Origin of the sequence: Aquirufa rosea, assembly GCF_004118285.1 — a bacterium.
Taxonomy (GTDB): domain Bacteria; phylum Bacteroidota; class Bacteroidia; order Cytophagales; family Spirosomataceae; genus Aquirufa; species Aquirufa rosea.
Window position 1 is genome coordinate 505,188 of sequence record NZ_SDHY01000001.1, and the last position, 23,925, is coordinate 529,112.

The 23,925-nt window shown below is 38.5% G+C and carries 20 protein-coding genes; 15 read left to right on the top strand and 5 right to left on the bottom strand.

The features are described from left to right. The first annotated feature begins 12 nt into the window (after positions 1-12). The 4 genes from argS to ESB04_RS02300 all read left to right on the top strand — a co-directional run bounded on the left by argS (position 13) and on the right by ESB04_RS02300 (position 4,792). Complete coding sequence (gene argS, locus ESB04_RS02285) at positions 13-1,800, top strand: arginine--tRNA ligase (protein WP_129025832.1); 1,788 nt, start codon at positions 13-15, stop codon at positions 1,798-1,800. A gap of 44 nt (positions 1,801-1,844) precedes the next feature. Beyond that, positions 1,845-2,426: a glutathione peroxidase gene (locus ESB04_RS02290; RefSeq protein WP_235832161.1), complete on the top strand. Its 582-nt coding sequence runs from the start codon at positions 1,845-1,847 to the stop codon at positions 2,424-2,426. 69 nt (positions 2,427-2,495) lie between these two features. Further along, entirely contained in the window at positions 2,496-3,410 is a 915-nt protein-coding gene (menA, locus tag ESB04_RS02295; RefSeq protein WP_129025836.1) for a 1,4-dihydroxy-2-naphthoate octaprenyltransferase, read from the top strand. Positions 3,411-3,448: 38 nt separating this feature from the next. Further along, positions 3,449-4,792 carry a tetratricopeptide repeat protein gene (locus tag ESB04_RS02300; RefSeq protein ID WP_129025838.1) on the top strand — a complete coding sequence of 448 codons (1,344 nt, stop codon included), beginning with the start codon at positions 3,449-3,451 and terminating at the stop codon, positions 4,790-4,792. A 1-nt stretch (position 4,793) separates the two neighbouring features. Here the strand turns inward: ESB04_RS02300 and ESB04_RS02305 are convergent, their stop codons facing one another. Further along, positions 4,794-5,567 carry an AMP nucleosidase gene (locus ESB04_RS02305; protein ID WP_129025840.1) on the bottom strand — a complete coding sequence of 258 codons (774 nt, stop codon included), beginning with the start codon at positions 5,565-5,567 and terminating at the stop codon, positions 4,794-4,796. Positions 5,568-5,633: 66 nt separating this feature from the next. Between ESB04_RS02305 and ESB04_RS02310 the strand changes: the two genes are divergently transcribed. The 4 genes from ESB04_RS02310 to ESB04_RS02325 all read left to right on the top strand — a co-directional run bounded on the left by ESB04_RS02310 (position 5,634) and on the right by ESB04_RS02325 (position 10,113). Continuing rightward, positions 5,634-6,095 (top strand): type I restriction enzyme HsdR N-terminal domain-containing protein, encoded by a 462-nt coding sequence (locus tag ESB04_RS02310; protein WP_129025842.1) that lies wholly within the window; start codon positions 5,634-5,636, stop codon positions 6,093-6,095. Beyond that, positions 6,092-7,729 carry an alkaline phosphatase PafA gene (gene pafA, locus ESB04_RS02315; RefSeq protein WP_129025843.1) on the top strand — a complete coding sequence of 546 codons (1,638 nt, stop codon included), beginning with the start codon at positions 6,092-6,094 and terminating at the stop codon, positions 7,727-7,729. The genes ESB04_RS02310 and pafA overlap by 4 nt, the downstream gene beginning before the upstream one ends. 86 nt (positions 7,730-7,815) lie before the next feature. Further along, positions 7,816-9,129: a UDP-glucose dehydrogenase family protein gene (locus ESB04_RS02320; protein WP_129025845.1), complete on the top strand. Its 1,314-nt coding sequence runs from the start codon at positions 7,816-7,818 to the stop codon at positions 9,127-9,129. A gap of 9 nt (positions 9,130-9,138) precedes the next feature. Then, positions 9,139-10,113, top strand: coding sequence for a UDP-glucuronic acid decarboxylase family protein (locus tag ESB04_RS02325; RefSeq protein ID WP_129025847.1), 975 nt, complete (start codon positions 9,139-9,141; stop codon positions 10,111-10,113). 235 nt (positions 10,114-10,348) lie between these two features. Here the strand turns inward: ESB04_RS02325 and ESB04_RS02330 are convergent, their stop codons facing one another. Continuing rightward, entirely contained in the window at positions 10,349-13,657 is a 3,309-nt protein-coding gene (locus tag ESB04_RS02330) for a TonB-dependent receptor (protein ID WP_129025849.1), read from the bottom strand. 266 nt (positions 13,658-13,923) lie between these two features. On the opposite strand from ESB04_RS02330, the gene selD reads away from it, so the two are divergent. The 6 genes from selD to purS are packed head-to-tail and all read left to right on the top strand — an operon-like array spanning position 13,924 to position 18,079. Continuing rightward, entirely contained in the window at positions 13,924-14,958 is a 1,035-nt protein-coding gene (gene selD / locus ESB04_RS02335; RefSeq protein ID WP_129025851.1) for a selenide, water dikinase SelD, read from the top strand. 3 nt (positions 14,959-14,961) lie between these two features. After that, the gene (locus tag ESB04_RS02340; RefSeq protein ID WP_129025853.1) at positions 14,962-15,723 is read left to right on the top strand and encodes an alpha/beta fold hydrolase; all 762 of its coding nucleotides are present in this window, start codon (positions 14,962-14,964) and stop codon (positions 15,721-15,723) included. Then, a complete protein-coding gene (locus ESB04_RS02345) occupies positions 15,720-16,442 on the top strand; it encodes an SAM-dependent methyltransferase (RefSeq protein WP_129025855.1) in 723 nt (240 codons plus the stop codon). The genes ESB04_RS02340 and ESB04_RS02345 overlap by 4 nt, the downstream gene beginning before the upstream one ends. A 23-nt stretch (positions 16,443-16,465) precedes the next feature. Continuing rightward, positions 16,466-17,107, top strand: coding sequence for an MBL fold metallo-hydrolase (locus ESB04_RS02350; RefSeq protein WP_129025857.1), 642 nt, complete (start codon positions 16,466-16,468; stop codon positions 17,105-17,107). Between the two features lies 1 nt (position 17,108). Beyond that, positions 17,109-17,831, top strand: a complete 723-nt coding sequence (gene pssA / locus ESB04_RS02355) for a CDP-diacylglycerol--serine O-phosphatidyltransferase (RefSeq protein WP_129025859.1) — start codon at positions 17,109-17,111, stop codon at positions 17,829-17,831. Next, entirely contained in the window at positions 17,828-18,079 is a 252-nt protein-coding gene (gene purS / locus ESB04_RS02360) for a phosphoribosylformylglycinamidine synthase subunit PurS (protein WP_129025861.1), read from the top strand. The genes pssA and purS overlap by 4 nt, the downstream gene beginning before the upstream one ends. A 42-nt stretch (positions 18,080-18,121) precedes the next feature. Here purS and ESB04_RS02365 read toward each other — a convergent pair whose 3' ends face one another. Beyond that, a complete protein-coding gene (locus ESB04_RS02365; RefSeq protein WP_129025863.1) occupies positions 18,122-18,478 on the bottom strand; it encodes a CoA-binding protein in 357 nt (118 codons plus the stop codon). Between the two features lie 125 nt (positions 18,479-18,603). Between ESB04_RS02365 and ESB04_RS02370 the strand changes: the two genes are divergently transcribed. Beyond that, a complete protein-coding gene (locus ESB04_RS02370; RefSeq protein ID WP_129025865.1) occupies positions 18,604-19,173 on the top strand; it encodes an NUMOD4 domain-containing protein in 570 nt (189 codons plus the stop codon). A gap of 31 nt (positions 19,174-19,204) precedes the next feature. On the opposite strand, the gene metF is transcribed toward ESB04_RS02370, so the two are convergent. Together metF and metH are read right to left on the bottom strand one after the other, a co-directional pair. Beyond that, positions 19,205-20,158 (bottom strand): methylenetetrahydrofolate reductase [NAD(P)H], encoded by a 954-nt coding sequence (gene metF / locus ESB04_RS02375; RefSeq protein WP_129025867.1) that lies wholly within the window; start codon positions 20,156-20,158, stop codon positions 19,205-19,207. Then, positions 20,158-23,919: a methionine synthase gene (metH, locus tag ESB04_RS02380; RefSeq protein WP_129025869.1), complete on the bottom strand. Its 3,762-nt coding sequence runs from the start codon at positions 23,917-23,919 to the stop codon at positions 20,158-20,160. Before metH ends, metF begins: the two co-directional genes overlap by 1 nt. Positions 23,920-23,925: the final 6 nt, after the last annotated feature.

Genomic DNA, 23,925 nt, shown 5'->3' on the forward strand with positions numbered 1-23,925 from the left:
TAACTCTTTGGTATGTCGAGTATACAAGTACAACTAATAAACAGCATTCAATCGGGTTTGAGCTCTCTTTTTCAAATAGACGAAACTGAGCTGAGCCTACAGGAAACCAAAAAAGAATTTGAAGGTACTTATACGTTTGTGGTCTTTCCTTATACCCAAAGGGCAGCCAAGGCTCCTGGACAGATTGCTCAAATGTTGGGAGAATTTTTATTAGCAGATATTCCAAGCTTAGTTAAAGCTTACCAAGTGGTACAGGGTTTCTTGAATATTTCTTTGCATGATTCAGTTTGGTATTCTTTAATTCAAGATATAGCTCAAGATAAATCGGCATTTCAATTAGCTCCTAAGAATGAAAAAATTCTGATTGAATACTCCTCTCCCAACACCAATAAACCGCTGCATTTAGGCCATTTACGAAATAATTTTCTGGGATATTCGGTGGCTGAAATTTTAAAAGCAGGAGGATATGAGGTGGTTAAAACCAATTTAGTTAATGACCGAGGTATTCATATTTGTAAGTCTATGCTGGCCTACCGATTATTTGGACATAGAGAGACTCCTGAATCTAGTGGGATCAAAGGAGATCATTTAGTAGGGAAATATTATGTGGCCTTTGACAAAGCCTACAAGGCGGAAATCGAAAAATTAGTAGCAGGGGGCATGGAGGCAGAACAAGCAAAAAATCAGGCGCCTATCATGCAGCAAGCTCAAGCTATGTTATTAGCTTGGGAGCAAGGAGATGCAGAGGTGATGGAACTTTGGGAGAAAATGAACTCCTGGGTTTTCGCAGGTTTTGAGACTAGTTACCAACAAATGGGCGTGAATTTTGACAAAATTTACCGCGAATCCAATACGTATTTATTGGGGAAAAAATTAGTAGAAGAAGGTTTACAGCAAGGCATTTTTTATCAAAAACCAGATAATTCTGTTTGGATCAATTTAGAGGCAGAAGGTCTGGATGAGAAATTAGTTCTTAGAAAAGATGGGACATCTGTCTACATTACCCAGGATATGGGAACAGCTCAATTGAAATATGAAGATTTTGGCGCTAATCAATCCATTTATGTAGTTGGAAATGAACAAGACTACCATTTTGAGGTATTGTTCCATATTTTGAAAAAACTCAACAAACCATTTTCTACAGGCAATTATCATTTATCCTATGGTATGGTGGACCTTCCAAGCGGTAAAATGAAATCTAGAGAAGGAACCGTGGTGGATGCCGATGATTTAATGGAGGAAATGGTTAATACGGCCAAAGAACGAACGCTGGAATTAGGGAAAATTGAGGGTTTTACGGAGGAAGAATCTAATGCTTTGTTTCATCAATTGGGTATGGGTGCCTTAAAATACTTTTTATTGAAGGTGGATCCTAAAAAACGGATGTTGTTTAATCCAGAAGAATCCATTGATTTTCAGGGAAATACTGGCCCATTCATCCAATATACCCATGCAAGAATTTGCTCCATTCGTAGAAAAGCCTTGGAAAAGGGATTTAGTTTAGAAGGAAATATCAACCAAACATCGGCCTTAGCCGAGTCTGAAAAGGAATTAATCTACCTTTTAGGAACTTATAAAAGTAGACTGGCAGAGGCATGCGACAATTTCTCCCCATCCGTAATTGCCCAATATTCTTTTGATTTGGCTAAACAATTCAATAAATTTTACAATGAATTGAGTATTTTGAATGAAGAAAATGAACAGGTTCGTCAATTAAGACTTATCTTGGCAGATGTGACAGGCAAAACAATTCAGCATGCAATCTCGTTATTAGGTATAGTTTCTCCTGAACGTATGTAATGAAGCGAATTTTAACTTTCTCACTCATATTAATCACTGTCGTTATGTTATTCAATATTGTAAAAATCGGATCCTTATTAACAGCACTTACGTTGCCGTTTACTCAAAACCAAGTGTTAACTCGCCCAGAAAACATGGAATCAGTAGTAGCAGCCCCTAACTTCCATTCCTTTAAAATGAAAGGAATAGATGGTAAATTAATCGACTTTAGTCAATTTAAAGGTAAAAAAGTAGTTGTATTGAACACTGCTTCCAAATGTGGATATACACCTCAGTATGCAGATTGGGAGAAATTCCATCAAGCCAACAAAGACATTGTTATTTTAGGATTCCCTGCCAATGAATTTGGTGGTCAAGAGCCGGGGTCTAACGATGAAATTGCCAGCTTCTGCCAAAAAAATTATGGTGTAAGCTTCCAAATGATGGAAAAAGTGGTAGTGAAGGGAGATGGGAAGTGTGACCTTTACAAATGGTTAACAGACAAGAAAAGCAATGGCTGGAATGAAAAAGAGCCTAGCTGGAACTTCTGCAAATACGTAATCAATGAAAAAGGAGAATTGGTTAATTTCTTTGCTTCAGCAGTAAAGCCAAGTAGCCCAGAGTTCCTTCAAGCAATTGCGAAATAATAAGTATCTTTCATCCCTGAATTAAGCCTAATTCAGGGATGATTGTTTATAAACGTTAGCAATTACAATATGAATCGTTGGGTAGAAGCTGCCAGACCACGTACCTTACCTTTGGCCATCGCCAGTACTATTTTAGGGAATATATTAGCCTATGTGAATGGACACTTTAATTGGCTGATTGCTTCCTTAGCTATTTTAACTACACTTTCACTTCAGATCTTATCCAATTTCGCTAATGATTTGGGAGATACTCAAAATGGAATAGATAATTCCAACAGAAAAGTAGCATTAAGAGCCGTACAAACAGGGGCAATCAGTCCTGCTGAAATGAAAAAAGCAGTCTACTTAAGTGCCATTATTTCATTTTTAACTGGTTTAACTCTGCTCTATTTCAGCCTTCAACATGCCTCCCTAGCTATCATTCTTACATTTTTAGCCTTAGGAGTCATGGCCATTGCAGCGGCTATTGCTTATACGGTGGGCAAAAGACCTTATGGTTATATTGGTCTTGGTGATTTATCTGTATTCATTTTCTTTGGTTTGGTGGGTACTGTGGGGGTTTATTTCCTTCAAACCTTAGAATTTAAAATTTCCACCATACTTCCTGCTGCCGGATGTGGATTCATGTCGGTGGCCGTATTAAATCTGAATAATTTACGTGATTTGGAGAACGACAAAAAACAGGGCAAGCATTCGATTCCTGTGCGCATCGGCAAAAAAGCAGGGTTTTTATATCAAAAATTTCTCTACATACTTACCATCTTGAGTTTTGGCTTATTCCCCATGGTCAATACGGGCACCCCTCCTACTTTCCTACAAAGTAGCACCATGCTGGCAGCTTACATTCCCATAGCGCTACTTGCCAATAAACTTCATGACAAATTGAGTCCCGCACAGATAGATCCGTTTTTGAAAAAAACGGCTTTAATTACCTTATGGCTAATTTTGGTATTTGGTTTTACTCAAATTTTTCTTAGCGAGTGATTTCCCTTATTTTTACGAAATAATAAATCATTCATAGCATGAAGTGGACTTCTTGGGCATTTGCCGCAATACTTGTTTTTTCCCATTCAATTTTGGCACAGGATGTCAATTACATGGAATTAGGTTTAACTCAAAATAAAACAGGTAATTACGCCGAAGCATTGAGAAACTTTAGTATTGAAATTGAAAGAAATACCGCCAACCCTAATCCAGTAGCTTTTTACAACCGTGGATTTGCCAAATACAATTTAAAGGATTTCCGCGGTGCTATCTTAGATTTCGAAAAGGCCATTGAATTAAAGGCAACCTATTACGAGGCGTTTATTGCCCGAGGACAAAGCTACAGCAAACAAGATAATCATAAGATTGCGATACAAGACTACAATGAGGCAATTCGCCTAAATCCTTTAGAATCAACAGCTTATTATTCAAGAGGATTATCAAAAAGCAAATTAGAAAACTACCGTGGAGCATTATCTGATTACAACAAATCTTTAGAATTAAATCCAGAATATGCTCCATGCCTAGCAGCCAGAGGCGAATGTAAGGTGAAATTAGGTGAGTATTCTAGTAGTATAGAAGATTACAGTAAGGCCATTGAAATAAGTCCTAAAAGATCCAGTTATTATTCGGGTAGAGGTTTTGCCAAAATGAAATTAAACGATTTTGCTAATGCCTTAAAAGATTTTAATGAAGCCATCAAAATCAGTCCAGATGAAGCCAGTGATTGGTATTATTCAGGATTCTGCAAAACACAATTAGAAAACTTTCGTGGAGAAAACGGAGAAAAAGGTGCTCTTGAAGATTTTAATAAAGCGCTAGAATTGGACCCAAGTAAATCAGAAGTGTTTTATGGTAGAGGATTTGTGAAATCGAAATTAGGGGATCAGAGAGGAGCCATTGAGGATTATACCAAATCCGTCGAGATTGGCAATCAAGATAATGCTAAAATCCTTTACACGGCTAAATTGAACAAAGTAGCATTAGATGAACTTCGCAATTCAGTACAAGATAAAATCAAGATTGCCGAGTTCAGCCCTGAAAAAGCTGAGGTATATTTCAATCGCGGTTTGGCAAAATCTAAATCTGGAGATCCAAAACAAGCTATGGATGATTACAACAGGGCCATATCTCTAAATCCAATCTATGCAGATGCCTATTTCATGCGTGCCATGGCCAAGTCGAACCTTGGCGATCAACGAAATGCTATCCAAGACTGCAGTAATGCCATCAAGCTCAACGCCAAATACGCTGAAGCATATTTTGTCAGAGGTATCATCAAATTAGCCTTATCAGATACCTCCGGCTGTATGGACTTAAGTAAGGCAGGCGAGCTGGGCTACAATCCATCCTTTCAGGTAATTCGAGATTACTGTAATTAATTTATTCGAATCGTAAGTGTTTAACAGATTCTCCAGAGGAAGCTAATTCCTCTAGGGCATCAATGCCTATTTGCAAATGTAGGTTCACAAAGTTATCGGTCACTTTTTTATCGCTGACATCTGTTTTTACACCATCAGGAGTCATTGGATTATCTGAAACCAACAACAAAGCCCCACGAGGGATTTTATTTACAAAGCCGACTGTAAAAATGGTGGCTGTTTCCATGTCGATGCACATAGCACGAATATCCGACAAATACTTCTTGAATTCTTCATCATGCTCCCAAACACGGCGGTTGGTCGTATATATTAATCCTGTCCAATAATCCTTCTCATGTTTCTTAATCATGGAAGAAACTGAACGCTGTAAGCGAAAGGAAGGAAGAGCTGGAATTTCTTTGGGCATATACTCGTCAGAAGTACCCTCTCCTCTCACTGCTGCAATGGGTAAAATCAAATCGCCAAGAGATAGATTCTTTTTTAAACCTCCACATTTACCTAAAAATAAAACGGCTTTAGGTGAAATGGCAGATAAAATATCCATGACCGTGGCGGCCATAGGTGAACCCATTCCAAAATTGATGATCGTAATATTATCTGCCGTGGCTGTTTGCATAGGACGATCTAGTCCCAAAATTTCCACATCAAATTTTTGAGCAAACATGTCGACATAATTCTTAAAATTGGTCAATAAGATATACTGACCAAATTTCTCTAGTGGTGTTCCGGTATACCTAGGTAACCAATTTTGTACAATTTCTTCTTTTGTTTTCATGAAAAGAGCTAGTTCGTGATGAAATTAATCCACAAATAGATTAATTTAGAGTTTGTGTAATGGCCCATGATGCAACCTTTAGCTGACCTGACGCTCCAATTTCCTCCATATGATTACAAATTAAAAAAAAAGGATGGAAAACTCTATATTTTCGACTTTATAGCCAAAAAATATAGGTTTCTTTCCCCAGAGGAGTGGGTGCGTCAGCATTGTTTACATTTCCTTACGAATGAAATGAAATATCCAACTGGGATGATTCAAATTGAGGGAGGTATTCAAACTAATCAGTTGACTCGCAGGAGTGACATTCAAGTATTTGGCAGAGATGGCTCCATATTTATGTTAATTGAATGTAAGGCGCCATTCGTCAAACTCTCAGAAATGACATGGCACCAAATTAGTCAATACCAAAAGGAAGTATTGGCCAAGTACTTGGTATTAACGAATGGCCTTGATACACAAATAGTAGAAATTGACACCAATAATCAAACAACCAAATCATTAACTCATTTTCCTATTTACTTATGAAAAAAATCAGTCAAGTTATTGTCTATCTTTTCATCTGCCTACTTAGTGTCGGTACTATGAATGCACAAAATAAAGCTAAAACAATGCCCAAAAGGCCAGCTTTAGTGGTAGGTATCGTTGTGGACCAAATGCGCTATGACTATTTGTACAAATACCAAGATCGTTACAGTGATAATGGTTTTAAGCGTTTGATGAGGGAAGGTTTAAACTGCCAAGATAATCATTATAATTATGCCCCTACGGTAACCGCTGCAGGACATGCCAGCGTATATACAGGTACTGTACCTGCAGTACATGGTATTGTAGGCAATGATTGGACAGATGTGGCAAGTGGTAAAAAAGTATATTGCACAGATGATAGTACCGTAACTACGGTGGGTACTACAGGCAAAACAGGCTTTATGTCACCTAAAAATCTCTGGACCAGTACCATTACTGACCAACTAAGAATAGCTCAGAATTTTCGTTCTAAAACCATCGCGATAGCTTTAAAAGATCGCGGTGCTATTTTACCAGGCGGACATACTGCCAATGGTTCCTATTGGTATGACTCCAAAGAAGGAAGATGGATTACTTCTTCATTTTACATGAAAGAATTACCTACTTGGGTTCAACAGTTTAACTCAGAAGAGAAGGCAATCAAATATGTAAAACAAGGCTGGAATACCTTATACCCCATTGAAACATACACTCAAAGTGCGGAAGATAATCTACCTTTTGAAGGAAAATTACCCTCAGAAAAAACGCCTACTTTCCCACATGCATTAGAAGGACCTAATCCATTGGAAATTATTCGATCTACTCCTTTTGGTAATTCAATAACTAAAGATTTTGCTCTGAAAGCGATTGAGGCAGAAAGATTAGGACAAAATAATACCACTGATTTTCTGGCAGTAAGCTTTTCTTCCACTGACTACGTAGGTCATGCTTTTGGACCACAGTCTATTGAATTAGAAGATACTTATTTACGTTTGGACCGAGATATCGCTGAAATTTTAAGCTATTTGGACAAGCAATTTGGCAAAGATCGCGTATTGGTATTTTTAACAGCCGATCATGCTGTGGCAGAGGTACCGGGATATTTACAATCGAAAAAGATGCCTGGTGGAGTATTTGAGGCTAATAAAGCATTGACTGAAGCCAAGAATGCTTTAGAAAAAGAGTTTGGTTCTGACAAATTAATCATTGGAAGTGAAAACTCTCAACTGTACATTGATCACCAACTGGCGGAAAAACTAAATATCAATCGCAACAGGCTGCATCAAGTTTTGTTGAAAGCCTATTCAAAAATGGAAGGTTTTTCTAGTATCATCGATATGCAAGATGTGAGTAATAGTCATTTAATTCAGCCCTACAAAGAATTGGTAACCAATGGTTATCACCCAACTAGAAGTGGTGATTTTATGATTTTGTTAAAGCCGCAATGGTTTATGGGAGGAAAAACAGGAACCACACATAGTACATTATATGCCTATGACACCCATGTACCTCTTCTGTTTTATGGATGGAAAGTTAAACCTCAAGAATTGACTAGTCGCACTAGCATTAGTGATATTTCAACTAGCTTAGCCAATTGGTTAGGATGTATGGAACCATCTGGCAGTATTGGCAAAATTATACCGATCGCTAAATAAGTCGTTTTAAAAACGAGTTATTATAAATTTTAGAAGAAAAATAGCTAATTTTGACCCTAATTTTTGAACTAAATAAAGATTAATCTATGAAAATTGCGGTAGTAGGAACGGGATATGTTGGCCTAGTTACAGGAACTTGTTTTTCAGAGACAGGAAACCATGTTACTTGTGTTGATATCAATGAAGCAAAGATAAATCAAATGAAGGCGGGTAAAGTACCTATTTATGAGCCTGGATTAGAGGAATTATTTCATCGAAATGTAGCCGAGGGAAGATTAAACTTCACCACATCCCTTGCAGAGGGAATTGAAGGGGCCAAAGTAATCTTTTTGGCTTTGCCAACGCCTCCTGGAGAAGATGGTTCTGCCGATTTAAAATACATTCTACAAGTGGCCAATGATTTGGGGCCATTGTTAAAAGAATATACCGTTATTATAGATAAAAGTACGGTACCTGTAGGAACCTCGGAATTAGTCAAAGAAGCCATTGCTCAAAAAGCACAAGTGCCATTTGATGTCGTTTCAAATCCTGAATTTCTACGGGAAGGAGTAGCTGTGGAGGATTTCATGAAGCCTGATCGTGTGGTTATCGGTACACAGTCTGAAAAAGCAAAAGAAGTAATGGCTAAGTTATACGCCCCTTTGGTTCGCCAAGGTAATCCTATCATTTTCATGGACGAACGTTCGGCAGAAATGACCAAATATGCAGCTAATGCCTTTTTAGCGACGAAAATCACCTTCATGAATGAGATTGCAAATTTGTGTGAATTAGTAGGTGCTAATGTGGATGATATTCGTAGAGGAATAGGAACTGATTCTCGTATTGGAAAACGTTTCTTATTTGCAGGAATTGGATATGGTGGAAGTTGTTTCCCAAAAGATGTACAAGCTTTGGCAAAAACCTCAGAGGAAAATAATTACCAATTCCATATTTTGGATAGTGTCATGAAGGTCAATGAAAACCAGAAGACTAAATTATTGCCGCAGGTTAAAAATTATTTCAATAATGAGCTAGTGGGTAAAACCATCGCTATTTGGGGCTTGGCATTCAAACCTTACACGGATGATATTCGTGAGGCTCCAGCTTTATATAATATTGATGCTTTATTGGAAGCAGGTTGTAGTATTAAGGCCTATGATCCAGAAGCTATGCCAAATGTACAAGCCTTATTAGGAAATAGTATTCAGTTTTGTAAAAACCCGTATGAGGCATTGGAAGATGCAGATGCGCTAATGATAGTAACGGAATGGCCTCAATTTAGAACACCGGATTTCGACAAAATGGATTCTTTGTTAAAAAATAAGGTGATTTTCGACGGCAGAAACTTATATGAATTATCTCAAATGAAAGAATTGGGATATACCTATTATTCTATTGGCCGTCAAACTATCCAATCTTAATTTACAGAAATGAAAAGAGTATTAATAACCGGTGGAGCTGGATTTCTGGGATCTCATTTATGTGATCGCTTTATCAAGGAGGGATATCATGTGATCGCCATGGATAATTTGATTACTGGTGATTTAAAAAACATAGAGCATCTTTTTAAGCTCCCTAATTTTGAATTTTATCACCACGATGTCTCCAAATTCATTCATGTCCCGGGTGACTTAGATTACATCTTACATTTTGCATCACCTGCCTCTCCTATCGATTATTTAAAAATCCCGATTCAAACCTTAAAAGTAGGTTCCTTGGGAATTCACAATTGCTTAGGATTAGCTCGAGTAAAAAATGCTAGGGTTTTAATTGCCTCGACATCCGAGGTTTACGGTGACCCTTTAGTTCATCCACAAACTGAAGAATATTGGGGAAATGTTAACCCTGTAGGGCCTAGGGGAGTATATGATGAAGCTAAACGTTTTCAAGAAGCGATGACCATGGCATATCATACTTATCATGGCCTTGAAACACGTATTGTTCGTATATTCAATACTTATGGTCCAAGAATGCGACTGAATGATGGTCGTGTATTACCCGCTTTCATTGGACAAGCATTGCGTGGAGAAGATTTAACCATGTTTGGTGATGGTTCTCAAACACGTGCCTTTTGTTATGTAGATGATTTAGTTGAAGGTATCTATCGATTGTTATTGAGCGATTATGCGCTTCCTGTCAACATTGGGAACCCTGACGAAATTACCATCAAGGAATTTGGTGAGGAGATTATTAAATTGACTGGTACCAGCCAAAAGTTAATTTCTTTGCCTTTACCAACGGATGATCCAAAACAAAGAAAACCTGATATTACCAAGGCTAAGGGTATTTTAGGCTGGGAGCCCAAGGTTTCTAGAGCTGAAGGATTAAAAATTACATACGAGTACTTTAAATCTTTAAGTCAAGAAGATCTTCATCGCTTAGCTCATCATAAGGAGTTTAAATAAAAATCACAGATTACACACGAAAAAGGCCAGCTAAATGCTGGTCTTTTTTATTGTACTTACCAACATCAAGAACTTGATAATCATGTTAGATTTGAAATAAATTAAATATCAAATTCGTTGTCAACGCACAACGCTGTCAAGGTTCACAACCTTAACAGCGTTAGGAATTTGCGTTGAAAACAATCGAGGCTGCCCGATGGGCAGCCTCGTCCAATTTTAATAATTTGATAATCTCTTATTCGAAGATATAACGAATACCCAATTGTGCTTGCCAAACGTTATTTACGTTAATTGATTTCACGAATGAATCACGTAATAAGATAGTCTCGTTGGCTCCAGCTGCATTTTGAATTACTTGAGTTCCCATTTGGTATGTTACAGTACCATTGGAAGCAGTAGTAAAACGTAATGGGTTAGCATTGGTTGGAACCCAACCTACACCTAACTTATTGTCAATTAAGTTTCCTACGTTCAAGATATCCGCACGTAAACGAATGATGTTTCTCTTGTTCTTTCCAGTTCTAACATGGAAATCTTGCTCAACTGTAAAATCAAAACGAGTTAACCAAGGAGAGTAAGCTCCATTACGCTCAGCATACATACCTCTACGATTCTTCAAATAATCATTTCCTTCAATAAATGCGTCGAAAGCAGCTGCTTGCTCAGCAGGAGTGTAAGTACGACCATTTACAGTCAATGGAGTAAATGTTAAATCAGATGCTTTGTAAGGAACAAAGATTAAGTCGTTGATTTGACCATCTCCGTTGAAGTCAGCTCCATAAGTATATGATTGACGGTAACCGCTAGAAGAAACCATACCTAAAGTAAACATGGTGGATCCGCCAACTTTACCACCGTAGTTTAAGCGATAGTTTACGAAACCTACAAAACGATGACGTAAGTCGTTGTCAGAGAAAGAAGTAGCTAAGTAATTCTGTCCTAATTCAGTAGCAATGTTCGCTTGTACAGTAGAACCTACTGATTGAATATCTTTAGCCACTGCATACGTATAACCTAACATACCCCCAAAACCATCTACTGTAGGCTTTTCTAATTTAGCAGTGAATGAGTAAGACTCACCTTTATCTGTATTAGTCAATACGAATACGTTTGTGGTCGCTGCGTTGATGAAACGACCGGCTGTAGCGAAACGACTACGGTTATCTGGACCTACAAAATTTGCTGTTGGAGCCTTTAAGTTAGCATCAATATAACGTAAAGAATTGATGTTCTTATTGTAAATAGCTTCCAATGTACCAACTAAGCCCCATGGTAATTTCTTATCAATTGCGAAGTTTGTTTTCCAAATCATTGGGTTTTTCAAATCTTCGGTAGAAGCATTCACTACATAAGCTGGCAATTTATTGATATCAGTAGTTGCGGGCTTGTACACCGTAGGATTCATGGTAAATGGATAAGCTGTTGTATTTGAAGCAGAAATAACCGCTGTATTTACTCCATTATTACCCAATTGGTTAGATACCAATACTTGAGGAATTCTTGAAACAAAGAAACCAGTTCCTCCACGGATTTGTAATGACTTATCTCCATTTACATCGTAGTTAAATCCGATACGTGGAGAAACTAATAATTTAGCTGGAGGGAAAGCACCTGTATTTACCTTTAAATCCTTACCATTTTCATCTTTGTAAGTCAATCCGGCTACTACTGGATTGTAGAAATCAGCAGAAGTAGAGTTATCATAAGAGAACAAATCAAAACGAACACCCCCGGTTACCTTAAACTTCTCAGTAACTTGGAATTCATCCTGCAAATAAGCCGAGTAAGTAGATACTTTCAATTGCTGTAATGGTTCAGCACCGTCTGGCAACAAGGAATATCTGTAGTTGAAACGAGGCATCACAACAGGAGAAACGGTTAAATTCGGATTCGCCTTATACGCTAATGCTGCCTTTTTAAAGTCGTCAATAGAGTTAAACACATAAACTCCATTAGAAGATGGGAAGAATACGTTGTTAGAAACGAAGTATTCATAACTTAAACCAAACGTGATGGTGTGCTTATCGTTGAAGTAAGTCAAATTATTCGTGAAATTTAAAGTAGAATAATTCAACTTATTGTTCGGAGTAAATGGATCCATACCTAAAGAAGTATAGGTAGAGCCATCTTTCAAGATATCAATTGTTGGGAATAAAGCTGTTTGAGCTCTGTCTTCAATTTGCTTATTATAAGTAGCAATGAAGTTGTTAGCAAACTTAGAATTAATCGTTGAGTTTAACTCAGCTACAATCGAACGAGTATTGTCTTGGATGATATATCCTGTATTTTGGGGAGACAATGCCAAAGCAGAGTTAGTACGGTTACCATTTCCTGCAGTATTACTACTGTTTGAGTTAGAAATGATGGATCCAGATTCTGAATCATGGTGCGAGTAACGGATAGTCAACTTATTATTATTGTTGATATTGTAATCCAAACGCAACAAACCTTTCTTAGAACTTACTTCATTATTAAAATTATCCACGGCACCAATCTCATAGTTGAAATTAGTCTTCATGAAATTTCCTAAATCTTCAATATCAGAAGCTAACACGCGCGATACGTTTCCTGTTGCGCCTGGACGGTTAGCTGACCAGTTTAACGCAGGTGTTGAACTTTTGAATTCCTCATAATTAGCGAAGAAGAATAATTTATCCTTGATCAAAGGACCACCTACACGAAAACCTGTAGTTTTTTCAGAAATATTGATCGATGGTAAATCTCTTCCATCAGCTTTCTTTCCAACTAAATCACTGTTTCTGAATATGTGATATGCTGAACCTGTAAATTCGTTTGTACCTGAACGAGTTACTGCGTTGATACCAGCACCTGCAAAACCTGATTGACGTACATCAAATGGAGCAATGTTGATTTGAATCTGCTCAATAGCATCCAAAGACACCGCTGTGGTACCTGTACGACCACCAGCCTGAGATGAACTACCTAAACCAAAACCGTTGTTGAACACGGAACCGTCAATAGTAAAGTTATTGAAACGGGAATCTTGTCCTGCAAAAGAACGTCCATTACTATATGCATTATATTTGGTGATGTCATCAATAGTTCGACCAATTGTAGGCAAACCATTAATTGTTTCTGTAGCAAAGGAGGTAGCAGCACCGGTACGGTTCGAGCTAAATAAATCAGAGCGAGAAGATTTAACAACGACTTCTTGCAATTGTTGACCTTCTTCTTCCAATTTAAAGCTTACGTTAGTGGCAGTACCTAAGCTAGTAAACAAATTGTCTTTAACTTGCTCTTTGTAACCTACAAATGTCACTTTCAAGACAAAAGGTCCACCCACACGTACACCAATCAAAGTAAAGCGACCAGCAGCGTTGGTGGCTACTCCGTACTTGGTTCCGGATGGAGTGTGCACAGCAAGTACGCTTGCACCTGGCAAAACTTCTCCTTTGGCATCGGTCACCACACCGGTAAAAGAAGAGCTTGTAACTTGAGCAAAAAGCTGCCCAATCGGCAATGCCATCAAAAGCGCAAAAAACGCTCCTAACAACACAGAACGAGTAATAAATCTTTTCTGCATAAATAATTGGAATTTAGTTATAATTGAGTTGAAAGATATTTACACAAAATAAACGCAAAAAATCAAATACTACAACTAATTGACAAAAGTCATTCAAGATAAAATTGTACTAAATAATTGATTTATAGTACTTATTGTGCATAATCATCCTGTATTTTAACAAAAAGACTCACCCTATTGTACAATTTCAAGGGAAATCTTAACACAAACTTAATTTTTAATTTTTTAAAGAATATTTTTGTAATCGCAAATTAAATCTAACGACATTGGATACAAGCATTAAATTAACCTCTTATTCACACGGCGCGGGCTGCGGTTGTAAGATTTCTCCACAAATTTTAGATCAAATTTTACATACTGATACCCCAAAAAAGAATCACCCTCTGCTCATGGTGGGAAATGAGAGTCGAGATGATGCTGCGGTTTTTGACTGGCAAAATGGAGAAGCTGTAATATCTACTACAGATTTTTTCATGCCCATAGTGGATGATCCATTTGATTTCGGAAAAATTGCAGCTACTAATGCCATATCCGATATCTATGCCATGGGAGGCAGCCCTCTGATGGCCATCGCTATTTTGGGTTGGCCCATTGATAAATTGGCCCCAGAAATTGCTAAAAAAGTTTTAGAAGGTGGAAGAGCTGCCTGCGCAGAAGCAGGTATTCCATTAGCAGGTGGTCACTCCATTGACTCCCCAGAACCCATTTTTGGTTTGGCAGTTACAGGAAAAGTAAAAAAAGATCATTTGAAACGAAATGACCAAGCCACCGACAATTGTTTGCTCTACTTAACTAAACCTTTGGGTGTGGGCATATTGACCACCGCCCAAAAACGAGGTATTGTTAGTCCTGAAGATTTACAATTAGCAGTCAAGCAAATGAGTAGCTTAAATAACCTAGGTGAAAAACTAGGTCCTCTACCTTATGTCAAATCATTAACGGATGTAACAGGATTTGGTTTATTGGGCCATCTGGTGGAAATGTGCGATGGTTCTGGAGTTAGCGCTTCTTTATTTTTTAACCAAATCCCCACCCTACCTCAGATCAGTCATTATTTAGAAAAAAAATGTTTTCCAGGGGGAACTTCTAGAAACTGGGCCAGCTATGGCCATCGGGTAGATGAACAGATTTCCGAGCAGCAAAGACTCATTGGAGCTGACCCGCAAACTTCCGGCGGTCTACTGATCGCGGTCGATAAAAAATTTCAAGCGAAATTTGAATCATTTGCTCTAGCACAAGGCTTTTCTTTGAATGTCATTGGAGAAACCATGGCAAAAGGTGAAAAGGCCATTTACTTATAAAAAATGAAACTATATTTTAGAAAAGTAGGTGATCAGGGCCCGGCACTTATCATTTTACATGGTATTTTTGGTTCTTCTGATAACTGGTTAGCGATAGCCAAAGTATTATCTGACCAGTATCAAGTGTATTTGGTGGACCAAAGAAACCATGGACAATCCCCATGGTCAGACGATTTTGATTATCAGGTCATGGCCAATGACTTATTAGAGTTTATCGAAGAACATCAATTGGTCAAGCCAATTATCCTTGGTCATTCTATGGGAGGGAAAGTTGTCATGCAGTTTGCCTTAAATCATCCAGAAATAGCTAGTAAAATGGTTGTGGTAGATATTGCTCCTAAATTTTACCCAGTACACCATACTGCCATTTTAGAAGGATTGAACAGCATTGATCTAAAAAATCTAGCTAGCAGAACCGAAGCCAATGAGCATTTAAAACGCTTCGAGGAGAAAGAAGGAGTACGACAGTTCTTATTGAAAAACCTATATAGAAATGATCAGCAGGAATTTGCTTGGAGAATCAACTTGAAAGTGATTACCAAAAATATCGATGTGGTAGGTCATGAGCTTTGGGTAAAAAAGGCGGTAGACACTCCGGCCTATTTCATCAAAGGAGCAGATTCTCATTACATTCAACCAGAAGACGAACGCTATATCGCTGAAATATTTCCTAATTTCGAGCTGATTGAAATTCCACAGGCAGGGCATTGGGTGCAAGCTGATCAGCCAGAAGCCTTTGTGAAGGTATTACATCAAATTTTATGAAAATCTATTTAATTCCTTGTCCGATTGCCGAACAAACTGCCGCGCAAGTATTAGCTCCAGAAGTAAGTCAGGCCGTTTTAGCCTGTAAACATTTCCTAGTGGAAAATGTGCGTACGGCAAGAAGATTTATCAGCGAATTAAAACTAGGAATTAGCATCGATGAATTAGTTTTCGAGGTGTTGGATAAAGACAGTTCTTCTTCCCAAGTAGAAAATTTTATTAAAAAACAAGCTGCCCACAATCATTCCATCGGTGTCATTTCTGAAGCCGGTTGCCCAGGAATTGCAGATCCTGGTGCTATGGCCGTCTCCATTGCACATAAATTAAATATTGAGGTCCAGTCACTCGTGGGGCCCTCATCCATACTTTTGGCCTTAATGGGTTCAGGTTTTTCGGGTCAAAGCTTTTGTTTTCACGGCTATTTACCCATCGAAAAAATAGCCAGAAACAAGAAAATTGAACAAATGATCCGAGAGGTGGAAAAATCTGGCCAGACTCAATTATTCATCGAAACACCATATAGGAACAATACCCTATTGGCTGATTTAATTCAATGGGCGCCTAAACAACAACTGCTCTGCATCGGCTGCGATATTCAAGCCCCTGAAGGGTTTATCCAGACTAAAACGATGGATACTTGGGCTAAATCTCTTCCTGAATTACACAAAAAACCATGCTTATTTTTACTGGGGCAATATCAATTTACGGGAAATCAGTAATTTGCATTTAAACTGAATCATTCGTGGTACAAAAAGAAGTTTTTACATTCAATCCCTTTCAAGAGAATACCTATATTTTGTGGGATGATGCCTTAAATGGAATCGTTATAGACCCAGGATGCCATAATTATGAGGAGAGAAAAACGCTAAGTCAATTCATTGAATCCAACAACATTCAATTAAAATACTGCCTTAACACCCATTCTCACATAGACCATGTGTTGGGAGTACACTACATAAAAGAACGGTATCAAGTGCCATTTGCCTTACATGCCAAAGATTTGCCCTTGTTAATGGATGCGGCTAATCGCGCAGCTGTTTATGGTTTTCCTGCCTACCAAGCCGTGGAAGTAGATCGGTTTTTAGTAGATGATGAGATCATTGAAATAGGAGAAATGAAAATCAAGGTTTTATTTGTGCCTGGACATGCTCCCGGGCATGTAGCCTTTTATTTGGAAGAACAAGGCTGGCTGATTGATGGAGATGTTCTATTTAGGCGAAGCATTGGTAGAACAGATTTCCCATTATGTAATCATGCCGATTTAGTAAACAGCATTCAAAATCAGCTCTATGTTTTACCTGAGGAGACAGAAGTCTTTCCCGGACATGGAGGAAGTACCACCATAGGAATAGAAAAAAATCAAAACCCTTTTGTCCGAGCATAAGATGTCAATCAAAAATGAAATCCCCAATACCCTAACCCTAGGCAATTTATTAGCTGGCTGCTTTGGTATTTATTTTGTTATGCAAGGACATATCCTTTGGGCATCATATTGCATACTGATTTCATTAGTATGTGATTTCTTAGATGGCTTTTTAGCCAGATTATTGCATGCCTATTCCGATTTAGGTAAAGAATTAGATTCATTGGCGGATATGGTTTCCTTTGGAGTATTACCCGCTTTTATGCTATTCTATTTGGTAGAATCGAGTTGTGGCACACAATGTTCAGTTGGACTATTTGGCTTTTATAAACCCTTTTTGACATTTTCATTAGCTATTTTCTCTGCTTACCGACTAGCCAAATTCAATGTCGATACCCGTCAAAGCGACCAATTCATAGGAGTTCCTACCCCAGCAAATGCCATTGTTATTGCTTCATTGCCTTTGATTTTGGAGTTTCAGCCTGAGTTTAGTGAATATATATTAAACTTCAAGGGCTTGCTCATTTACTCCATCATCATGAGTTATTTACTGGTTTGTGAATTACCACTCATGGCATTCAAGTTTAAATCCTGGGATTGGAAAAGCAACCAAATAAAATTCATTTTCTTAGTTTTTTGTGTTGCTGGACTGATTTTCCTTAAATTTGCAGCGTTGCCATTATTAGTGGCATCATATATCGTCCTTTCAGGAATTATCTACATACTTAATACCCAACAAAAATGAAATTTTTAGCTGAAATCAATGTAATGCCTCAAAAAGAAATCCTTGATCCACAGGGGAAAGCGGTGCGAATAGGATTACAAAATTTAGATATACATCAGGTAGCTGATGTACGTATAGGCAAACACATTCAGCTACAATTGGAAGCTAGTTCTGAAGCTGAGGCGAATGAAATTGTTACCAATGCTTGTAAGAAATTATTAGCCAACTTAATTATGGAAGAATTTGATTTCGTTCTAAAGACTATCTAACATGTATCAGGTATCTGTTGGAATTCATCTGACAGATACCCATCAAAATTGACCAGTTTGTAACATCACCAATGTGCAAGCTTCCACGGCAGCTATTCCTGCTGCCTCTAGTCCACTTTCAAGTTCCTGATTTTCCGTACCTGGATTAAAAATTACCCTCTTGGGATTTATTTGTTTTAAATAATCCAACAAACCTTTTTGGTTTCTAAGGCCCACATATAAGGTCACTGTATGTACATCCGATTCCATCCATTCTGGTGGATGAATTGTTTGACCCAATAATTCTCCTTTTTTTATTCCTACAAGCACAATTTCATGTCCCTTTTGATGCAACATGTTTGCCGCTAAATAAGCGTACCGTTGCGGATTTAAGGAAGCGCCATAAATTAAAACCTTCATAAAAAATGTTATGATTAAAACTTAACAATATTACTTATTCTTTTTCGTTTTTAACTTGACTTTTGCAATTCAAAGAATATCTTTATCTTGCAGTGACTACCGTTCTATAATAATTTATTAATACTATGACCGCCTTAAAAAACTATTGGAATGAGCAATGGGTGCGCATTCTGTTTCCTGAATTTAACAACCAAATTCACTACGAGATTTCAAATTACGGCCGTGTTAAAAGCTTTCAGAATAATCCTGAAGGAGAATTGATTCAAGGCTCCATGATTCAAGGTTATCGTTCCTTGAATATTCGTTTTCAACAAAAATCTGCCAATAGGTACATCCACAAATTAGTGGCTGAGAGTTTTGTCCCTAAAAAAAATGAAACCGACCAATTTGTGTTGCATTTGGATCATGACAAAATGAATAACAGAGCTGAAAATTTAATTTGGGGAAGTAGAAGTATGGTTACGGCACATAACAAAACAAACCCCAAAGTCATCAATCGACAGATACCCAAGAGAACCAAAAATTATAAATTGACTGAAAGCAAGGTCTTGATGATTAAAAAGATGTTAAAGTCGGAAAAAAGTCGTTTCAAAATGATTGCCAAGCAATTTGGAATTACTCATACCCAACTGAATCGTATCCGATCAGGTGAAAACTGGAAACATGTGAAATTAGAAGAATCAGGAGTTTTATAAAAAAGAGCGGTGTTTTCACCGCTCTTTTCTTTTAAAATAAGGCTGAGGCTATGGCCCGAACACTATCCGACTTGCTCATGGTATAAAAATGCAAGGCAGGTACACCTGCTTTGATTAGCTCCTTGCCTTGTTGAATCGCCCATTCTATACCCACCTGCCTAATCGCAGTCGAGCTGGAAGCTGAAAGTACCGCTGAAGATAGTTCTTTTGGAATGTCTAAATGAAATATAGAAGGTAAAACTTCCAATTGCTTAGCCGTAGCTAAAGGTTTTATGCCTGGTATAATAGGCACCTGTATGCCAGCCGAACGACAAGCATCCACAAAATCAAAGTATTTCTGATTGTCGAAAAACATTTGAGTTACTACATAATCGGCACCAGCGTCCACCTTCTGCTTCAAGAAATGTATATCCACATCCAAGGAAACTGCCTCAAAATGTTTTTCTGGATAAGCTGCTACTCCAACACAGAAATTCGTAGGAAAGGATTCTGTTTCCTCATAAAGTAACTGCCCATTGTTCATACGAGCAATTTGCTCCACCAACTCATTGGCATAGGCATGCCCACCCAATTTGGGTATAAATCTATCCTCCCCTTTCTCCTGATCTCCACGAAGAGCCAACACATTCTCTATTCCTAAATAATGTAAATCGATCAGGAAATCTTCCGTTTCCTCCTTCGTAAAACCGCCACAAATAACATGAGGAACAGCTTCCACTTTGAATTTTTGCATCAGTGCCGCACAAATCCCCAAGGTTCCTGGACGCTTCCGAATGGGAATACGCTTTATTTCACCATTTATTTCCTTTTCCACGTATTCTTCACGGTGGTAAGTCACTTCAATAAATGGCGGATTAAACTCCATCAATGGTTCAATATGCCCCATTAATTCTCCCAGATGTTGACCTTTTACTGGCGGAATAATCTCAATAGAAAATAATGTTTTACCCCCAGAGCTCTTAAAATATTCAGTTATTTTAGTCATTATGCATCATAATTTAACACCGGACTTAACCAACGCTCAATCTCCTCTACAGGCATATGCTTACGTTTAGCATAATCCTCCACTTGATCCTTCGTGATTTTACCTAAACCGTAATAAGTAGATTTAGGGTGAGAAAAATAAAAACCTGAAACAGAAGAGGCAGGATACATGGCATAACTCTCTGTTAATTTGATACCAATTTTCTCCTCGGCATTCAATAATTCAAATAATCGTTTCTTTTCTGTATGATCGGGACAAGCGGGATATCCTGGTGCAGGACGAATGCCCACATATTTTTCAGCAATTAACTCCTCGTTGGACAAGTTTTCATCACGCTCATATCCCCAAAACTCCTTTCTCACCCGCTCATGCATTAATTCAGCAAATGCTTCGGCCAATCTGTCTGCCAAAGCCTTGACCATGATGGAATTATAGTCATCATGGGCATGATCATACTTTTCTAGTAATGCTTCAATCCCAATGCCAGCTGTCACAGCAAATGCCCCCACATAATCCGTCAATCCTGTCTCCAATGGCGCCACAAAATCACTTAAACAATGGTTAGCTAAATTGGCCGCTTTTACATTTTGCTGGCGTAAATGATGTAACCATTGGCTTGAATCGCTGTGCTCATCTTTCTTAACAATCTCATATTGAGTATGCACATGTTCTCCATGTTTCTCACAGGCCACTTTCGTTTCCTTACTAATTACCTCATGCAAAATAATGTCATCTCCGTAGGCATTAGCTGGGAAAAAACCAATAGCTGCTCTGGCTTTCAGCGATTTATCACGTACAATCTCATCCAATAAATTTCGAGCATCTTGATACAGCTTTTTAGCCTCATGTCCCACCACCTCATCGTCAAAAATGCGTGGGTATTTTCCACTCAACTGCCAAGTAGCAAAGAATGGTGTCCAATCGATATATGGCACAATTTCTTCCAAGGAATAATCTTCAAAATATTTCACTCCCAAAAAGCTAGGCTGATGGGCAGAAAAATCTGACCAATCGATTCCTCTTCGTTTTTGTCGAGCTTGCTCAATTGTTAAATAATTCTTTTCCTGTTGGCGAGCAGCGTGCTGTACCCGAATTTGAGCATATTCTGCCTTGATCTCTTGGAATATTTCCTGCTGGGATAATTCACTCTGCAATAGTCTTCCCGCTACTGGCACCGATCTAGAGGCATCCAATACATGTATCACTGGACCATCATAGTGTGGATCTATCTTCACCGCAGTATGCAAACGAGAAGTTGTAGCTCCTCCAATTAACAAAGGAATTGTAAAGCCCATCCGCTTCATCTCTTTAGCTACATAAACCATCTCATCCAAACTTGGAGTGATCAATCCGGAAAGTCCAATGATGTCCACCTGATGTTCCTTAGCCGCAGCTAAAATCTTATCACAGGAAACCATGACCCCTAAATCAATCACCTCATAATTATTGCATGCCAAAACCACACCCACAATATTTTTTCCAATATCATGTACGTCACCCTTAACAGTCGCCAAAAGTATTTTCCCTGCTGATGAACTCTCTCCAACTTGTTTTTCCGATTCAATGAAAGGTAATAAATAAGCTACCGCTTTTTTCATCACTCTAGCAGATTTTACTACCTGAGGTAAAAACATTTTACCCGAACCAAATAAGTCGCCAACCACATTCATTCCGTCCATCAAAGGACCCTCTATCACCTCAATAGGCCTATCTACTAACTTTCTAGCTTCCTCGGTATCCTCATCAATAAACTCCGTTAAACCTTTAATCAAAGCATGTTCCAAACGCTTGTTTACCGTCAATTTCCTCCAAGCATCATCCACCACTTGTTCTTTTCCTGCCGACTTAACCGTATCAGCGAAGGCCACTAATTTTTCAGTAGCATCCGGATTTCTATTTAAAAGCACATCTTCACACAAATCCCTTAAAGGCTGAGATATTTCATCGTAAACGCCCAATTGGCTTGCATTAACTATACCCATATCCATCCCTGCCTTAATAGCATAATATAGGAATACGGTATGCATGGCCTCACGCACCACCTCATTTCCTCGGAAGGAAAATGAGATATTGGAAACTCCACCCGAAACCTTTGCCAAAGGCAAGTTTTTCTTGATCCAAGAGGTAGCTTGAATGAAGTCTATCGCATAATTGTTATGCTCTTCCATTCCCGTGGCTACGGTTAAGATGTTAGGGTCAAAAATGATGTCTTGAGGTGGAAAATCCACTTCATTAACTAAAATATTATAAGCTCTTTGACAAATTTCAATTCGGCGTTGGTAAGAATCTGCTTGTCCTTGCTCATCAAAAGCCATAACCACCACCGATGCTCCATATCGTTTAACCTTATGGGCTAATTCTTTAAATCGTTCTTCTCCTTCTTTCAAAGAGATGGAGTTTACTACCGATTTTCCTTGAACACATTTCAATCCAGCCTCAATCACTTCCCATTTGGAAGAGTCAATCATAATGGGTAAGCGAGAGATATCGGGCTCTGCCATCAATAAATTAAGGAATTTAGGCATCATTTGAACCCCATCAATCATACCCTCATCCAAATTCACATCCAAAATTTGAGCACCTCCATCTACTTGCTCTCGAGCAATAGCAATGGCTTCCTCAAAATTCTCCTCTCGAATCAATCGAGCAAATTTCTTAGAACCCGTCACATTACAACGCTCCCCGATATTGACAAAATTGGTCAATTCCGTGATTTCCAAAGGCTCTAAACCTGACAGTTTCTGATGTTGATTAACAGGAGGCAATATCCTTGGTGCATATTTAGCAGCAGTTTCTGCAATCAATTGAATATGTGCGGGTGTAGTACCGCAACATCCTCCGATGATATTGATAAAACCATGTTGCAAATAATCCTCAATCACCTCCGCCATTTGCTCAGGGCTTTGGTCGTATTCCCCCATTTCATTGGGCAAACCTGCATTGGGGTGCGCAGAAACATAAAATGGCGATTTATCTGCCAAGGTCTTGATATATGGACGCATTAAATCTGCCCCCAAAGCACAGTTGAGTCCCACAGACAACAAAGGCATATGAGCGATGGAAGCTAAAAATGCCTCCGTAGTTTGACCAGACAATGTCCTTCCAGAAGCATCGGTGATGGTACCAGAAACCATAACAGGCAAATAAGGTCGCGCAGGATGCTGCTGAAAATATTGATCAATAGCAAAAAGGGCTGCCTTAGCATTCAAGGTATCAAAAACAGTTTCCACCAAGAGTAAATCCACTCCACCGTCCACAAGACCTCTCACCTGTTCTTGGTAAGCCTCTACTAATTCATCGAAAGATATAGCACGGTAGCCCGGATCATTTACATCAGGGGAAAGGGATAGGGTCCTATTGGTAGGCCCTATTGAACCAGCCACATAACGGGGTTGATTCGGAGTCTTTGATGTGTAAACATCGGCAACTTCCTTGGCTATTTTGGCCGACTGAAAATTCAGTTCATATACCAAATCTTCCATATGATAATCCGCCATGGCCACAGAAGTTCCTGAAAAGGTATTGGTCTCCGCTATATCGGCACCTGCCTCAAAATATTTGGCATGAATTTCTTTGATAACATCTGGACGAGTTAAAGAGAGTAAATCATTATTCCCCTTAACTTCATGGGGAAAATCTTTGAATCGTTCACCTCGGTAATCGGCATCTGTTAACTGGTACTGTTGAATTAATGAACCCATGGCACCATCAAGCACCAAGATTCTTTCTTTCAATCTATCCAAGATATTTTGTTTCTGCATATATAT

Excerpts from the sequence above, each read along its gene's own strand:
- argS (WP_129025832.1), top strand. The coding sequence starts at position 13 with ATGTCGAGTATACAAGTACAACTAATAAACAGCATTCAATCGGGTTTG.
- ESB04_RS02290 (WP_235832161.1), top strand. The coding sequence starts at position 1,845 with ATGTTATTCAATATTGTAAAAATCGGATCCTTATTAACAGCACTTACG.
- menA (WP_129025836.1), top strand. The coding sequence starts at position 2,496 with ATGAATCGTTGGGTAGAAGCTGCCAGACCACGTACCTTACCTTTGGCC.
- ESB04_RS02300 (WP_129025838.1), top strand. The coding sequence starts at position 3,449 with ATGAAGTGGACTTCTTGGGCATTTGCCGCAATACTTGTTTTTTCCCAT.
- ESB04_RS02305 (WP_129025840.1), bottom strand. The coding sequence starts at position 5,567 with ATGAAAACAAAAGAAGAAATTGTACAAAATTGGTTACCTAGGTATACC.
- ESB04_RS02310 (WP_129025842.1), top strand. The coding sequence starts at position 5,634 with ATGATGCAACCTTTAGCTGACCTGACGCTCCAATTTCCTCCATATGAT.
- pafA (WP_129025843.1), top strand. The coding sequence starts at position 6,092 with ATGAAAAAAATCAGTCAAGTTATTGTCTATCTTTTCATCTGCCTACTT.
- ESB04_RS02320 (WP_129025845.1), top strand. The coding sequence starts at position 7,816 with ATGAAAATTGCGGTAGTAGGAACGGGATATGTTGGCCTAGTTACAGGA.
- ESB04_RS02325 (WP_129025847.1), top strand. The coding sequence starts at position 9,139 with ATGAAAAGAGTATTAATAACCGGTGGAGCTGGATTTCTGGGATCTCAT.
- ESB04_RS02330 (WP_129025849.1), bottom strand. The coding sequence starts at position 13,657 with ATGCAGAAAAGATTTATTACTCGTTCTGTGTTGTTAGGAGCGTTTTTT.
- ESB04_RS02340 (WP_129025853.1), top strand. The coding sequence starts at position 14,962 with ATGAAACTATATTTTAGAAAAGTAGGTGATCAGGGCCCGGCACTTATC.
- ESB04_RS02345 (WP_129025855.1), top strand. The coding sequence starts at position 15,720 with ATGAAAATCTATTTAATTCCTTGTCCGATTGCCGAACAAACTGCCGCG.
- pssA (WP_129025859.1), top strand. The coding sequence starts at position 17,109 with ATGTCAATCAAAAATGAAATCCCCAATACCCTAACCCTAGGCAATTTA.
- purS (WP_129025861.1), top strand. The coding sequence starts at position 17,828 with ATGAAATTTTTAGCTGAAATCAATGTAATGCCTCAAAAAGAAATCCTT.
- ESB04_RS02365 (WP_129025863.1), bottom strand. The coding sequence starts at position 18,478 with ATGAAGGTTTTAATTTATGGCGCTTCCTTAAATCCGCAACGGTACGCT.
- ESB04_RS02370 (WP_129025865.1), top strand. The coding sequence starts at position 18,604 with ATGACCGCCTTAAAAAACTATTGGAATGAGCAATGGGTGCGCATTCTG.
- metF (WP_129025867.1), bottom strand. The coding sequence starts at position 20,158 with ATGACTAAAATAACTGAATATTTTAAGAGCTCTGGGGGTAAAACATTA.
- metH (WP_129025869.1), bottom strand. The coding sequence starts at position 23,919 with ATGCAGAAACAAAATATCTTGGATAGATTGAAAGAAAGAATCTTGGTG.